The sequence below is a fragment of the Chitinophaga filiformis genome, from assembly GCF_023100805.1.
GTDB classification, from domain to species: domain Bacteria; phylum Bacteroidota; class Bacteroidia; order Chitinophagales; family Chitinophagaceae; genus Chitinophaga; species Chitinophaga filiformis_B.
The window spans coordinates 2,042,455-2,056,086 of sequence record NZ_CP095855.1; the positions used below are offsets into that span (position 1 = coordinate 2,042,455).

Genomic DNA, 13,632 nt, shown 5'->3' on the forward strand with positions numbered 1-13,632 from the left:
GTCCTGACATTTTTTTGATAATTAAAAGGAATGTTATATCTTTGCCTTCCTGAAAAAAAGGAGTATTATATTATGTTGATCATCGATTCCAAAGATTGCGAAAACATTGACAAGGCGCTCAAAAAATACAAAAAGAAATTTGAGAAAGCCCGTATCCTGCTGCAACTCAGGTCACGTCAATCTTTCACAAAACCTTCTGTTAAGCGTCGTACTGAAGTGTTGAAAGCTGTTTACAAACAGCAATTGGCCAGTGGTAAATTAGACGATTGATTCTATCGGGGGTAATTCCCCACACAAAATATGTGATGATTGTAAGGTTTATTATAACTTTACAATCATCAACTTTTTTATTTTGAGTGAAGTCTTACACCCGGTAGCTAATCGTTTTCTGGCTTACATCCGGCTTGAGAAGCGCTATTCTGCACATACTGCTACTGCATATCAGCAGGATCTCACCCAGTTTTTTATTTTTTTAAGATCTCACTATGGCGATGTGTCACTTTCTGGCATATCGCATTCGCATGTCCGTACCTGGCTGGCCTGGCTGATGGAGGAGGGCATGATTGCCAAGAGTGTTAACCGCAAGATCTCCACACTTAAATCCTTTTTCAAATATGCGTTGCGTCATGGGGAAATTACCATTTCTCCTATGACGAAAGTGACTGCCCCCAAGATCGGGAAGCGGTTGCCTGGCTTTATTGACGAAAAGGGCATGCAGGCGGTGGAAGACAACCGGAGTATGCGCAGGGGGCAGGAGGATACGCCGATTTTTGCGGATGACCTGGAGGGCAGGACGCACCGGATGATATTTGAGCTGTTGTATCATACAGGCATCCGTTTGTCGGAGTTGATCAATTTGCAGGAGCGGCATGTAGATACGGGCAATCTAACCATAAAAGTGCTGGGAAAGGGCAATAAGGAGCGGATTATCCCGATCAGTACCTTATTGAGGGATGCAATAGGGGAGTACCGGGCTATGCGCCGGAAGGAGCTGGCTGAATATGATAAGGAGGTATTGCTGGTAAATCCGCGGAGCGGAAAAAAATTATACCCGAGATATGTTTACAATGTGGTAAGGGGGTATCTGACTGATCACCAGATTACGACACTTAGTCGCAGGAGTCCGCATGTGCTGCGTCACACGTTTGCTACGCATCTTACAAACAACGGCGCTGATCTGAACGCAGTGAAGGAGTTGCTGGGGCATTCCAGCCTGGCCTCCACACAGGTTTATACACATAATAGCATCGAGAAGCTGAGAGAGGCATACCGGAAAGCACATCCAAAAGGGGAGTAGGAGGGAGCTGCCGTACTTTAACAAAATATTACTAAATGGTTATGTAAAAGAGTCGAAAAGTGACTAAATTAGTAATGAGTTCTTTGTATACTTTTTACATTAGTCGATATCCATTACCATTAAAACAATGAAAGCCTATGGACGTAATGTTACGAGCATGTACAAGATTGTTTAAAACTAAAAATTAGTGCTATGAACGTTCAAATTCAAACAGTACATTTTGATGCTGACTCAAAGTTGATTGACCATGTGAGTAAAAAAATTCAGAAACTCAATACTTTTTACGATCGGATTATCAGCGTGGAAGTTTTTCTGAAATTAGATGGAATTGCCCATCAGATTAAGGATAAAATAGCTGAAATAAAAGTCCACATCCCCCGCCAAGACTTATTTGTAAAGCACGAATCCAAATCCTTCGAAGAGTCGTTTGATCTCGCCTTTGACTCGGTTGTTAACCAGATTAAGAAAACCAAAGAGAAGAAATTTCAGTAAAATCTTAAAAATATTTTGGAATTAAATATCTGTTTACTACCTTTGCCATCCCGATCGAAAAAAGGGATCGGCAAAGGTAGTAAAGTTCTTTACTGTAGGGTGTTTTAGCCAATTAATACAAGTCTTAAAATTTGTATCCGGGTGCTGAAAAAAAGATTTTGAGATTAATTAAATTCAACTATTTTTGCACCCTCTTATAACGGATACCTTTTATAAGATTCTTGAATAAGATAAGCCAGCATAGCTCAGTTGGCCAGAGCTACTGATTTGTAATCAGTGGGTCGGGGGTTCGAATCCCTCTGCTGGCTCCGGAAAAATTCCGAAGCAAAAAAATGGTCCGGACGGACGTGATTTTGGGAAAGGAGTTTAAGGATTAAAAAGGGCAGGTTCCAGAGTGGCCAAATGGGGCGGACTGTAAATCCGCTGTCTACGACTTCATAGGTTCGAATCCTATCCTGCCCACTCAGTGCAAATGTTCCGCCTTTGCCCCTTAGCAAAGGCGGAACTTGTCTGTTAAATGCAGATTCTCCTGAAGAGAAGATAGAGAGTAGAGAGATGTGGAGTCGCTTTAGTTCTTTAGTTTATTATCAATTTAAATATGCGGGAGTAGCTCAGTTGGTAGAGCGACAGCCTTCCAAGCTGTAGGTCGCGGGTTCGAACCTCGTCTCCCGCTCATCGTAATACCGGTTCGAAATTTTTGTCTTGGTATTACATGGGATGAAAGTTCTTTAAAAAGATTTTCAATGCTGTTGTAGCTCAGGGGTAGAGCACTTCCTTGGTAAGGAAGAGGTCGTGAGTTCAATTCTCATCAACAGCTCAACGGATTTCCAAACATCCGGGATCCGGATTTCGTTGTAGCTCAGTGGCAGAGCGTTCCTGGTGAATACCAGGAAAGGTCGTGGGTTCAATTCTCATCAGCGGCACAAGTTTGTAAAACCGTTTTTTAAAAACAACTATCAATACAATCTTTACAAACCATCTAAAAAAAATACAATGGCAAAAGAAACCTTTAAGCGGGATAAACCCCACGTAAACATTGGTACCATCGGCCACGTTGACCACGGTAAAACTACCTTAACTGCTGCCATTACTACCATTTTGGCAAACAAGGGTCTGGCAGAGAAGAAAGGTTATGATGAGATCGATGCGGCTCCTGAAGAAAAAGAAAGAGGTATTACCATCAATACAGCACACGTTGAGTATCAGACAGCTAACCGCCACTACGCGCACGTTGACTGTCCTGGTCACGCTGACTATGTGAAGAACATGATCACTGGTGCTGCGCAGATGGACGGTGCTATCCTGGTGGTTGCCGCTACAGATGGTCCAATGCCACAAACTAAAGAACACATCCTGCTGGCTCGCCAGGTAGGCGTTCCTCGTATCGTTGTGTTCATGAACAAAGTTGACCTGGTTGATGATCCTGAGTTGCTGGAACTGGTTGAACTGGAAATCCGCGAACTGCTGAGCAAATATAACTACGATGGTGACAACACACCAATCATCAAGGGTTCCGCTACCGGTGCTCTGGCTGGTGAAGACAAATGGGTTGCTGCTGTTGACGAACTGATGGCTGCAGTTGATGAATACATCCCACTGCCTCCTCGTCCGATCGATCTGCCATTCCTGATGTCTGTTGAAGACGTATTCTCTATCACTGGTCGTGGTACTGTTGCTACAGGCCGTATCGAGCGTGGTAAGATTAAAGTAGGTGAGCCAGTAGAAATCGTTGGTCTGATCGAAAAACCACTGTCTTCTACATGTACTGGTGTTGAGATGTTCAAGAAATTGCTGGATGAAGGTGAAGCTGGTGACAACGCTGGTCTGCTCCTCCGTGGTATTGAAAAGTCTCAGATCCGTCGTGGTATGGTTATCACTAAACCTGGTTCCATCACTCCGCACACTGAATTCAAATGCGAAGTATACGTACTGAGCAAAGAAGAAGGTGGCCGTCACACTCCGTTCTTCAACAAATACCGTCCTCAGTTCTACTTCCGTACAACTGACGTAACTGGTGAAGTTGAATTACCAGCAGGTGTTGAAATGGTTATGCCTGGTGATAACGTTTCTCTGACTGTAAAACTGATCGCTCCGATCGCTATGGAAAAAGGTCTGAAATTCGCTATCCGCGAAGGTGGACGTACCGTAGGTGCAGGTCAGGTTACTGAGATCCTGAAGTAATCACTTTTTTTGATATAAAAGGCCATTAGCAATTAGCAAATTGCGGTCAGCGGAATAAATTTAATTTATGTAAATTTGTTTCGCCGGGTAGCCTGGAGCTGGCGGCTAATGGTCTTTTTTTACACACACGGGCATAGTTCAATGGTAGAATAGAGGTCTCCAAAACCTTTGATCAGGGTTCGAATCCTTGTGCCCGTGCTAACAATGGTGAAAAGTGAAGGCTTTTCACCTTTCATGTTTTCAAACGGTTAATCTTTTACACCAATGAATAAGGTTAGAGCATACTTCCGGGAGTCATATCATGAGCTGGTGCATAAAGTATCCTGGCCTACATGGCAGGAGCTGCAGTCTTCCACAATGATCGTATTAATTGCCACTGTAGTTATCACTGCGATTGTTTGGGGTATGGACGCCCTCTCACATCTCATGTTAACACAGTACTATAAAATCATATCATAATGATGGATGCATCCAATAACCCTGCAGAAGAAACAAACATTCCCACCCAGGACACCAAATGGTACGTTCTGCGCGTAGTGAGTGGTAAAGAGAAGAAGGTAAAAGAGTACCTGGACATCGAAGTACGTCGCTCCGATTGGGGTAACGTGATCACCCAGATATTTTTACCTGTAGAGAAAGTGTATAAAGTGCAGGCAGGTAAAAAGGTGATGCGCGAAAAGAACTTCTACCCGGGTTACGTGATGATCGAAGCAATAGATGGTAAAATGACCGATGAGGTGATCCAGTCTATCCGCAACGTATCGGGCGTTATTCACTTCCTGGGTAAAGATAAGCCCATCGCTCTGCGTAAGGCTGAAGTGAACAAGATGTTAGGTAAGGTTGATGAAATGTCTGATAACGGACTGACCATGAGCGAACCTTTCATTGTCGGCGAAACTATCAAGATTATCGATGGCCCTTTCAACGACTTCAACGGTATCATCGAAGAGGTGATAGAAGACAAGAAGAAGCTGAAAGTAACTGTGAAGATCTTCGGTCGTGCCACTCCTGTAGAACTGAACTTCATGCAGGTAGAAAAAATCAGCTAACTATTTCAGTAATCATATTAAACCGTCCCGCTTTAAGCAGGACGGTTTTTTTATGCCTAATTCTTTCTGGTAAACTTGATCTCCATCGTCTTGAATTCCTTCCCGTCATTTACCATGTACATTTCCATCACATGATGGTTATCGTCCACCATCCTGAAGATCTCTTTGATGTCCATATCTTTTCCGGTCATAGGATCGACTGACTTACCTTTAAATGTGATAGATTTAGTACCCTCATCCCAGGTTCCTTCCGTGTTCATAATGCCGGTGCCCATGTTGTCAACCCAGGAGCTCTGGAATATTTTCTTAGCATTGTCATAGGCCAGCAGGCCATGACCTTCGAAAGGCATACCCATAAAAGTACTTTTGTGAATTGATTCCTGGTAGCGGCCGCCCAGGATCATCCTGTTGACGGTAGTACCTGTTGAAGTGGTCGGGGGCGCATCAGGTTTCATCCACATCGTCATATCGAAGCTCCATTCACCCTCCGCTTTGGCGAGCATCTGGTGAATGTCGCCCGGAGTCATATATGCCATCCAGGCTTTTTCTTCGTCGGATTGTGTCTGTGCCCGCGAAGTAGTGCTGAGCGATAAAAATGAGATGAGGACTGAGGCTGAAAATAACAATAGACGTCGCATAATTGGTGGAGTTTTGTTGTTATCATAACGTTTGAAAACAGAGAAGGTTGGATGGGATGAACGCGGAAGTTGTGCGATATTCGTTAGTTTCGCAGATATTTTCGCTATACATATGAGGGTTACTTTTATATTGTTAACTATCATCACATTTTTCTCTGTATCATTAACATATGCCCAGCCTAAGGAAAGAATCAGCACAGAGCGCCCGGTCCCGCCGGCGCTGGTAGTACCTGAAGCAGACCTGGTAACGCCCGCAACGCTGAGCCATTATTTATCGGTACATACTACGTCCCGGAAAGAGTTCGTCCGCCAGTTATACAACTGGCTGGTATGGAACGTTGGGTATGATGTGCCCAATATGTATAGTCCTGATTATTATAAAGACACCCTGGATGCCGCTCAGAAGACTTTAAAAACCAGGATCGGGGTTTGCCAGGGATATGCAAACTTATATTACCTGGTTTGTAAAGAGGCCGGCATTCCGGTACACCTGGTAAGTGGGTATACCAAAACCTACGGCAGGATTGACAATGCAAGTCATGCGTGGATAGCGGTAAAGATAGACAGCGCCTGGTATATGACAGACCCGACCTGGGGAGCGGGCGTAGTGAACAATAACAAATTTGTCCGGAAGCCTGTAGATAGTTATTTCCTGGTGGCGCCGTCAGCCTTTGTAGCCACGCATATGCCCTTTGACCCCTTATGGCAGTTGATGGAGCATCCTTACCGGCATGATGAGTTCCGGGACAACAATCTGAAAGCAGCAGCAGAACGGCCAGTATTCCATTATAAAGATTCACTGGCTGCCTACGAAACAATGAAGGATGACCTGTTGAAATACCAGCTGGTCATCAACAGGATCGAAGGGGGAGGTGTGACCAACCAGTTGATCAGTCATGAGCTGGTGTATTATAAGCACCTGGTGAAGTTCATTGCTGAGAACCGGCAGATAGCGGCGGCGAACAGGGCGATAGACGATTTTAACAGGAGCAGTAATCAGTATAACCGGGCTGTGAACCTGTTCAATGAATATGTACACTTCAAGAACAATCATTTTAAGCCTTTGAAGCCGGACAGTGAGATCAGGGAGATGGTGGCGGCAGTAGGGCGGAAGCTGGCGGAGAGCAGGAAGGGGCTGGCTGGATTGAACCGGAATGAGGGAGTGATCAGGGGAAATATCAGTGAACTGGAGGAATCGCTGCGTGTGTTGGAGAAGCGTGTAAGCGAGGAACAGGCGTTTGTGGATAAGTATATCAGGACGGGGAAGATGTTGAGAAAATCTTTGTTTTAAAAAATGCGACGGGGATGGGAATTCCATTAAATTAAATTAGATTTGTCCTGAACCATTAAGACATTGTTACGCCCGAAAAGTTTTTACTGTTGGGTTAAGATAAAATAGTTTTGTAATAGGATTGTAAAATTTTCGACCCGAACTGATTATAATAGCAAAAAGAATGCCCGAAAGCAAATTCTTTTTGAGATTTAATTCATTATTATATACCTTTGCATCCCCTTTAAAAGGTAAATTTTTCTCCTTTTAGTTTTGGGAGTCTCGTCAGAGATGAGACGTTTTCACCAAATTAAACTTTATAACATGGCAAAAGAGATCGCTACGTACGTGAAATTGCAGGTGAAAGGCGGCCAGGCCAACCCTGCACCTCCGATCGGTCCCGCATTGGGTTCTAAAGGTGTGAACATCATGGAGTTCTGTAAGCAGTTCAATGCCCGTACCCAGGATAAGATGGGTAAGGTATTGCCTGTGTTGCTGACTGTTTACACTGACAAGTCATTTGATTTCGTAATTAAGACGCCTCCTGCTGCTGTACAGCTGCTGGAAGCTGCCAAATTGCAGAGTGGTTCCAAAGAGCCTAACCGTAACAAGGTTGGTAAAGTTACCTGGGCCCAGATTGAGGCAATAGCTCAGGACAAAATGGCTGACCTGAACTGTTTCACCAAGGAAAGCGCCATGAAAATGGTAGCTGGTACTGCCCGTTCTATGGGTATAACAGTAGATGGTAACGCTCCCTGGAATTAATTGTGTCACCCTGTTGAAAGCAGGTTAACTTTTTAAAACATTTTGCAATGGCAACTAAGAAAAGAAAAGCAGCCGATACAAAGGTGGACAAGAATAAGGTTTATAGCCTGAAAGAAGCTTCCACACTTGTAAAAGATATTAACTGCACCAAATTCGACAGCTCTGTCGATTTACATATCCGTCTGGGCGTAGATCCCAAGAAAGCAGACCAGGCTATCCGTGGTTCCGTAACGCTTCCCCACGGTACTGGTAAAACCAAACGTGTATTGGTTCTTTGCACTCCTGATAAAGAAGCTGCAGCGAAAGAAGCCGGTGCTGATCATGTTGGTCTGGACGAGTATATCCAGAAGATTGAAGCTGGTTGGACAGATATCGATGTAATCGTAGCTACTCCTGCTGTAATGCCTAAGATCGGTAAACTGGGTAAGATCCTGGGTCCACGTAACCTGATGCCGAACCCTAAGACTGGTACTGTTACCAACGATGTAGCAGCTGCAGTGAACGAGGTGAAAGGCGGTAAGATCACTTTTAAAGTGGACAAAGCAGGTATCATTCACGCTTCAATTGGCCGTGTATCATTTGCTTCTGACAAGATCGAACAGAATTCTCAGGAGTTGATCAACGCTATCATCAAGCTGAAACCAGCTACAGCGAAAGGTACTTACCTGAAAGGACTGTCTATGGCGAGCACAATGAGCCCTAGCATTACAGTTGACACAAAATCTGTTCAAAACTAATGATTGGCCGGTAGTATCAGGCAGATCAACAAATTGACAAAAGCTATGAACAAAGATCAAAAAAACGAAGCGATTGAGCTGCTGAAAAGCAAGTTCTCTCAATATAACAACTTCTACATCACCAACACCGAGTCTCTGACCGTTGCACAGGTAAACAACCTGAGAAGGGTTTGTTTCGACAAGAATGTAGAAATGAAGGTGGCTAAGAACACCCTGATCCGTAAGGCACTGGAATCTCTGGATGCTGAGAAATATGCAGGTGTATATGACGCGCTGAATGGCGTTACTGCCCTGATGTTCTCTGACAGTCCTAAAGAGCCGGCTCTGATCATCTCTTCTTTCCGTAAGGACAACAAGAAGTCAGAAAAACCAGAACTGAAAGCAGCTTTCGTAGGTGATGAAGTTTACACCGGCGATGCGCAACTGGCTACCCTGGTTAAGATCAAGACCAAGAACGAACTCATCGGAGACGTTATCGGTCTGTTGCAATCTCCTGCAAAACGCGTTCTCGCTGGCTTGCTTGAGAAAGCGAAGAAAGAAGGTGCCGGCGCAGAAGCACCTGCAGCTGAGTAATTGGCTGAATGCCTGACGGGCGCGCAAAACAACACTGGCTTCCAAGTCACAATATAAATTATTACAATCTTTAAAATTCTTAAAAACATTATACAATGGCAGACGTTAAAGCTTTAGCCGAACAATTAGTAGGTTTAACTGTTAAGGAAGTACAAGAACTGGCAGATTTCCTGAAATCTGAATACGGTATCGAACCAGCTGCTGCTGCAGTTGTAGTTTCTAATGATGGTGGTGGCGGTGCTGCTGCTGCTGAAGAAAAAACTGCCTTCAACGTTATCCTGAAAAATGCAGGTGCTAGCAAACTGAACGTAGTTAAGATCGTTAAAGATCTGACCGGCCTTGGTCTGAAAGAAGCTAAGGAACTGGTAGACGGTGCGCCTAAATCACTGAAAGAAGGCGTTTCCAAAGCTGAGGCAGAAGATCTGAAGGCTAAGCTGACAGAAGCTGGTGCTGAAGTTGAAATTCAGTAATCTTTGCTTAAAGGATACCTCTTTATAAAGGTCAAAAGTGCTTCTGGCACTTTTGGCCTTCTTCCCTTTGGGAAAGTGTCTTTTCGGAGCGTCAAAAAGGGGGAATCACCAGGTCGGTGGATTTGACACAGCAGAGAAGACAGAAATTTTTGAGGGTATTTGGCAAAGATGTCTTAATTTCCCCGATTCATGTTGTGATTTACTTCACAATATTATATAAGTTAATATAACTGCTAACTTCGAATATGTCTCTAAAAAAAGCCCAAACAAACGAAAGAGTAAATTTTGGAAAGATCAAACAAGTTACTGAGACACCGGATCTGTTGGCTATCCAAATCCAATCTTTCAAGGATTTCTTCCAGTTAGAAACCACACCAGACAAACGTAACAATGAAGGCCTTTTTAAAGTATTTAAGGAGAACTTCCCGATTACAGATACCCGCAACATCTTTAATCTGGAGTTTCTGGACTACTTTGTAGACCCTCCGCGATATACTATAGAGGAATGTATTGAACGTGGGCTTACCTATTCTGTACCGCTGAAGGCGAAATTACGTCTGAGCTGTAACGATGAGGAGCACGTTGACTTCCAGACGATTGTGCAGGACGTATTCCTCGGGAATATACCCTACATGACCCCTAGAGGTACATTCGTGATCAATGGCGCAGAGCGCGTGGTAGTATCTCAGCTCCACCGTTCTCCTGGTGTATTCTTCGGACAGTCCATACATCCAAACGGTACTAAAATCTACTCGGCAAGGGTGATTCCGTTCAAAGGGGCGTGGATGGAGTTTGCAACTGACATTAACAATGTGATGTACGCTTACATCGACCGTAAGAAGAAGTTCCCTGTAACTACCCTTCTGCGTGCGATCGGCTACGAAACAGACAAGGACATTCTGCAGCTCTTTGGAATGGCTGACGAAGTAAAAGCAGACAAGAAGAGCCTGGAAAAATATGCCGGTAAGAAACTGGGTGCACGCGTACTCAGAAGCTGGGTAGAAGATTTCGTGGATGAAGATACCGGTGAGGTAGTGAGCATCGAGCGTAACGAGATCATGCTGGAACGTGACAGTATCCTGGACGAAGCGAATATTGAGACGATCGTGGATATGGGCGTGAAAAGCGTGTTTGTGCAGAAAGAAGAGGTGAGCGGCGACTTCTCAATCATTTACAATACTTTAAATAAAGATACATCCAACTCCGAGCTGGAGGCAGTTCAGCACATCTACCGCCAGTTGCGTGGTGCCGATGCGCCGGATGATGAAACAGCAAGGGGTATCATCGATAAATTATTCTTCTCTGACAAGCGTTATGACCTCGGAGATGTAGGCCGTTACAAGATCAACAGGAAACTGGGTCTGCCTACACCGCTGAACATGAAAGTGCTGACCAAAGAAGATATCATCGCGATCATTAAATACCTGGTACAGCTGACCAACAGTAAAGCGGAGATCGATGATATCGATCACCTGAGCAACCGTAGGGTGCGTACCGTGGGCGAACAGTTATATGCGCAGTTTGGTGTTGGTCTGGCCCGTATGGCCCGTACCATCCGTGAAAGAATGAACGTTCGTGATAATGAGGTATTCACTCCGGTGGACCTGATCAATGCAAGGACACTGTCTTCCGTAATCAACTCCTTCTTCGGTACCAGCCAGCTGAGCCAGTTCCTGGATCAGACCAACCCGCTGTCTGAGATCACGCACAAGCGTCGTATCTCTGCACTCGGACCCGGTGGTCTTAGCCGTGAAAGAGCAGGTTTCGAGGTGCGTGACGTACACTATAGCCACTACGGCCGTCTGTGTACCATCGAAACACCGGAAGGTCCGAACATCGGTCTGATCTCCACACTGTGCGTACACGCGAAAGTGAATGACATGGGCTTTATCGAAACGCCTTACCGTAAGGTGAATGAAGGTAAAGTAGACATGGAAAAAGTACAGTTCCTGAGCGCTGAAGAAGAAGATTCTGTAAAGATCGCACAGGCAAACGCACCACTGGATGAAAGCGGCAACTTTGTCAATGATAAGGTGAAATCCCGTGAAACCGGTGACTTCCCGATCCTGGATAAAGGTGAGGTTGAATACATGGACGTTGCTCCGAACCAGATCGTTGGTCTGAGCGCCTCCCTGATTCCGTTCCTGGAACACGATGACGCCAACCGTGCTTTGATGGGATCAAACATGCAACGTCAGGCCGTACCGCTGATCAACCCGCAGGTGCCTATCGTAGGTACCGGTCTGGAAGGTAAAGCAGCACGCGACTCCCGTCTGCAGATCACCGCTGAAGGTAAAGGTGTGGTTGAATTCGTGGATGCAAATGAAATTCATGTTCGTTATGAGCGTGATGAAATGCAGAAACTCGTGTCATTTGAAGATGACCTGAAGATATATCAGCTGACCAAGTTCGTTAAAACCAACCAGAGCACCTGTATCAACCTGCGTCCTGCCGTTAAGAAAGGACAGCAGCTGGTGGAAGGGGACTTCCTCACAGAAGGTTATGCTACCCGTGGTGGTGAACTGGCGCTGGGCCGTAACATGAAAGTGGCGTTCATGCCATGGAAAGGTTACAACTTTGAGGATGCGATCGTAATCTCTGAGCGTGTGGGCCGTGAAGACCTCTTCACTTCTATCCACATCGATGAATACGAACTGGAAGTACGTGATACGAAACTGGGTGAGGAAGAACTGACCCCGGATATTCCGAACGTAAGTGAAGAAGCTACCAAAGATCTGGACCAGAACGGTATCATCCGTGTTGGTGCGCACATTAAGGAGGGAGATATTCTGATCGGTAAGATCACCCCACGTGGTGAATCTGATCCTTCTCCTGAAGAAAAACTGCTGCGTGCGATCTTCGGTGACAAGGCTTCTGATGCGAAAGACGCTTCTCTGAAGGCGCCTCCAAGCACAGAAGGTGTGGTAATTGACAAGAAACTGTTCAGCCGCGCCAAGAAAGACAAGAACTCCAAGACCCGCGAAAAAGCGGCTTTGGAGAAACTGGAAAAAGTACACCAGAAGAACGAAGAAGACCTGCTGGAAGTGCTGATGAGTAAGTTGCTGACACTGCTGAAGGATAAAACCTCTCAGGGTATCACCAACACTTACGGTGAAGTATTGATCTCAAAAGGCTCGAAGTTCTCTTCCAAGAACCTGGCTAACATCGACTTCCAGAACGTGAATCCGCTCGGCTGGACCACCGACGAGGTGACCAACGATCAGATCAACACACTGCTGCACAACTATAACATCAAGTACAATGAGGAACTGGGACGTTACAAACGTGAGAAGTTCAACATTTCAATTGGTGATGAGCTGCCAGCAGGCGTACTGAAACTGGCTAAGGTATACCTGGCCAGCAAACGTAAGCTGAAAGTGGGTGATAAGATGGCGGGCCGTCACGGTAACAAGGGTATTGTTGCGAAGATCGTGCGTGATGAAGACATGCCATTCCTGGAAGACGGTACACCGGTAGATATCGTACTGAACCCATTGGGCGTACCTTCCCGTATGAACCTTGGACAGATCTACGAAACAGTACTTGGTTGGGCTGGTCTGAAACTGGGTGTGAAGTTTGCAACGCCAATCTTTGATGGTGCTACTACTGAGGAAATTGCCAACTATATCAACGAAGCAGGTCTGCCAAGCTTCGGCCATACTTACCTGTATGATGGCGAAACCGGTGAGCGTTTCCACCAGAAAGCTACTGTGGGCGTGATCTACATGCTCAAGCTGAGCCACATGGTTGATGACAAGATGCACGCCCGTTCTATCGGACCATACAGTCTCATTACACAACAGCCGTTGGGTGGTAAGGCGCAGTTCGGTGGTCAGCGTTTTGGTGAGATGGAGGTGTGGGCACTGGAAGCATATGGTGCATCCAATATCCTGCAGGAGCTGTTAACCATTAAGTCCGATGACATTGTAGGCCGAGCCAAAGCATATGAGTCTATCGTTAAAGGCGATAACATACCAAAAGCAGGCGTACCGGAATCATTCAATGTATTGATACATGAGCTCCGCGGTCTGGGTCTGGATTTGAAATTTGATTAATAATTAGTCCATAAGCTGATGGTCCATAGTCTTAAGCAAGCGCTTTAGACTATGGGCCTTAGGCTTTAGATAATCAGACACGGTCTACATGGACGTTGTCTATGC

General features: G+C 45.3%; 13 protein-coding genes, 5 tRNA genes and 1 pseudogene. 18 read left to right on the forward strand and 1 reads right to left on the reverse strand.

Going from position 1 to position 13,632, the window contains the following annotated elements:
* Nucleotides 1-72 precede the first annotated feature (72 nt).
* From rpsU to nusG, 12 genes and pseudogenes are all read left to right on the forward strand, one after another.
* A complete protein-coding gene (gene rpsU, locus MYF79_RS08545; protein WP_089835189.1) occupies nt 73-270 on the forward strand; it encodes a 30S ribosomal protein S21 in 198 nt (65 codons plus the stop codon).
* Between the two features lie 82 nt (nt 271-352).
* Nucleotides 353-1,297 (forward strand): tyrosine-type recombinase/integrase, encoded by a 945-nt coding sequence (locus MYF79_RS08550; RefSeq protein WP_247813421.1) that lies wholly within the window; start codon nt 353-355, stop codon nt 1,295-1,297.
* A 192-nt stretch (nt 1,298-1,489) separates the two neighbouring features.
* Nucleotides 1,490-1,789, forward strand: coding sequence for a ribosome hibernation-promoting factor, HPF/YfiA family (hpf, locus tag MYF79_RS08555; RefSeq protein WP_089835187.1), 300 nt, complete (start codon nt 1,490-1,492; stop codon nt 1,787-1,789).
* A gap of 234 nt (nt 1,790-2,023) precedes the next feature.
* Nucleotides 2,024-2,097, forward strand: a tRNA-Thr gene (locus MYF79_RS08560).
* A gap of 72 nt (nt 2,098-2,169) precedes the next feature.
* Nucleotides 2,170-2,251 (forward strand) — tRNA-Tyr (locus tag MYF79_RS08565).
* 138 nt (nt 2,252-2,389) lie between these two features.
* Nucleotides 2,390-2,462, forward strand: a tRNA-Gly gene (locus tag MYF79_RS08570).
* A 72-nt stretch (nt 2,463-2,534) separates the two neighbouring features.
* Nucleotides 2,535-2,606: transfer RNA gene (locus MYF79_RS08575), tRNA-Thr, on the forward strand.
* A 33-nt stretch (nt 2,607-2,639) separates the two neighbouring features.
* Nucleotides 2,640-2,712: pseudogene (locus tag MYF79_RS08580) on the forward strand.
* Between the two features lie 70 nt (nt 2,713-2,782).
* Complete coding sequence (gene tuf / locus MYF79_RS08585) at nt 2,783-3,970, forward strand: elongation factor Tu (RefSeq protein WP_199657694.1); 1,188 nt, start codon at nt 2,783-2,785, stop codon at nt 3,968-3,970.
* 127 nt (nt 3,971-4,097) lie between these two features.
* Nucleotides 4,098-4,168: transfer RNA gene (locus MYF79_RS08590), tRNA-Trp, on the forward strand.
* Between the two features lie 66 nt (nt 4,169-4,234).
* Nucleotides 4,235-4,429: a preprotein translocase subunit SecE gene (gene secE, locus MYF79_RS08595; protein WP_236390949.1), complete on the forward strand. Its 195-nt coding sequence runs from the start codon at nt 4,235-4,237 to the stop codon at nt 4,427-4,429.
* On the forward strand, nt 4,429-5,019 hold the full coding sequence (gene nusG / locus MYF79_RS08600; protein ID WP_199657693.1) for a transcription termination/antitermination protein NusG: 591 nt from the start codon (nt 4,429-4,431) through the stop codon (nt 5,017-5,019). The genes secE and nusG overlap by 1 nt, the downstream gene beginning before the upstream one ends.
* A gap of 56 nt (nt 5,020-5,075) precedes the next feature.
* On the opposite strand, the gene MYF79_RS08605 is transcribed toward nusG, so the two are convergent.
* Nucleotides 5,076-5,657, reverse strand: coding sequence for a DUF1579 domain-containing protein (locus tag MYF79_RS08605; protein ID WP_247813422.1), 582 nt, complete (start codon nt 5,655-5,657; stop codon nt 5,076-5,078).
* A 31-nt stretch (nt 5,658-5,688) separates the two neighbouring features.
* Between MYF79_RS08605 and MYF79_RS08610 the strand changes: the two genes are divergently transcribed.
* The 6 genes from MYF79_RS08610 (at nt 5,689) to rpoB (ending at nt 13,527) form a co-directional block, all read left to right on the forward strand.
* Nucleotides 5,689-6,948: a transglutaminase domain-containing protein gene (locus tag MYF79_RS08610; RefSeq protein ID WP_247813423.1), complete on the forward strand. Its 1,260-nt coding sequence runs from the start codon at nt 5,689-5,691 to the stop codon at nt 6,946-6,948.
* A gap of 303 nt (nt 6,949-7,251) precedes the next feature.
* On the forward strand, nt 7,252-7,692 hold the full coding sequence (gene rplK, locus MYF79_RS08615; protein WP_089835181.1) for a 50S ribosomal protein L11: 441 nt from the start codon (nt 7,252-7,254) through the stop codon (nt 7,690-7,692).
* Between the two features lie 47 nt (nt 7,693-7,739).
* The gene (gene rplA / locus MYF79_RS08620; RefSeq protein ID WP_106602923.1) at nt 7,740-8,429 is read left to right on the forward strand and encodes a 50S ribosomal protein L1; all 690 of its coding nucleotides are present in this window, start codon (nt 7,740-7,742) and stop codon (nt 8,427-8,429) included.
* A 45-nt stretch (nt 8,430-8,474) separates the two neighbouring features.
* Complete coding sequence (rplJ, locus tag MYF79_RS08625) at nt 8,475-9,002, forward strand: 50S ribosomal protein L10 (RefSeq protein ID WP_199657690.1); 528 nt, start codon at nt 8,475-8,477, stop codon at nt 9,000-9,002.
* 95 nt (nt 9,003-9,097) lie between these two features.
* The gene (gene rplL, locus MYF79_RS08630; protein ID WP_247813424.1) at nt 9,098-9,472 is read left to right on the forward strand and encodes a 50S ribosomal protein L7/L12; all 375 of its coding nucleotides are present in this window, start codon (nt 9,098-9,100) and stop codon (nt 9,470-9,472) included.
* A 245-nt stretch (nt 9,473-9,717) separates the two neighbouring features.
* Nucleotides 9,718-13,527, forward strand: coding sequence for a DNA-directed RNA polymerase subunit beta (gene rpoB, locus MYF79_RS08635; RefSeq protein WP_247813425.1), 3,810 nt, complete (start codon nt 9,718-9,720; stop codon nt 13,525-13,527).
* Nucleotides 13,528-13,632: the final 105 nt, after the last annotated feature.

Excerpts from the sequence above, each read along its gene's own strand:
- rpsU (WP_089835189.1), top strand. The coding sequence starts at position 73 with ATGTTGATCATCGATTCCAAAGATTGCGAAAACATTGACAAGGCGCTC.
- hpf (WP_089835187.1), top strand. The coding sequence starts at position 1,490 with ATGAACGTTCAAATTCAAACAGTACATTTTGATGCTGACTCAAAGTTG.
- tuf (WP_199657694.1), top strand. The coding sequence starts at position 2,783 with ATGGCAAAAGAAACCTTTAAGCGGGATAAACCCCACGTAAACATTGGT.
- secE (WP_236390949.1), top strand. The coding sequence starts at position 4,235 with ATGAATAAGGTTAGAGCATACTTCCGGGAGTCATATCATGAGCTGGTG.
- nusG (WP_199657693.1), top strand. The coding sequence starts at position 4,429 with ATGATGGATGCATCCAATAACCCTGCAGAAGAAACAAACATTCCCACC.
- MYF79_RS08605 (WP_247813422.1), bottom strand. The coding sequence starts at position 5,657 with ATGCGACGTCTATTGTTATTTTCAGCCTCAGTCCTCATCTCATTTTTA.
- rplK (WP_089835181.1), top strand. The coding sequence starts at position 7,252 with ATGGCAAAAGAGATCGCTACGTACGTGAAATTGCAGGTGAAAGGCGGC.
- rplA (WP_106602923.1), top strand. The coding sequence starts at position 7,740 with ATGGCAACTAAGAAAAGAAAAGCAGCCGATACAAAGGTGGACAAGAAT.
- rplJ (WP_199657690.1), top strand. The coding sequence starts at position 8,475 with ATGAACAAAGATCAAAAAAACGAAGCGATTGAGCTGCTGAAAAGCAAG.
- rplL (WP_247813424.1), top strand. The coding sequence starts at position 9,098 with ATGGCAGACGTTAAAGCTTTAGCCGAACAATTAGTAGGTTTAACTGTT.
- rpoB (WP_247813425.1), top strand. The coding sequence starts at position 9,718 with ATGTCTCTAAAAAAAGCCCAAACAAACGAAAGAGTAAATTTTGGAAAG.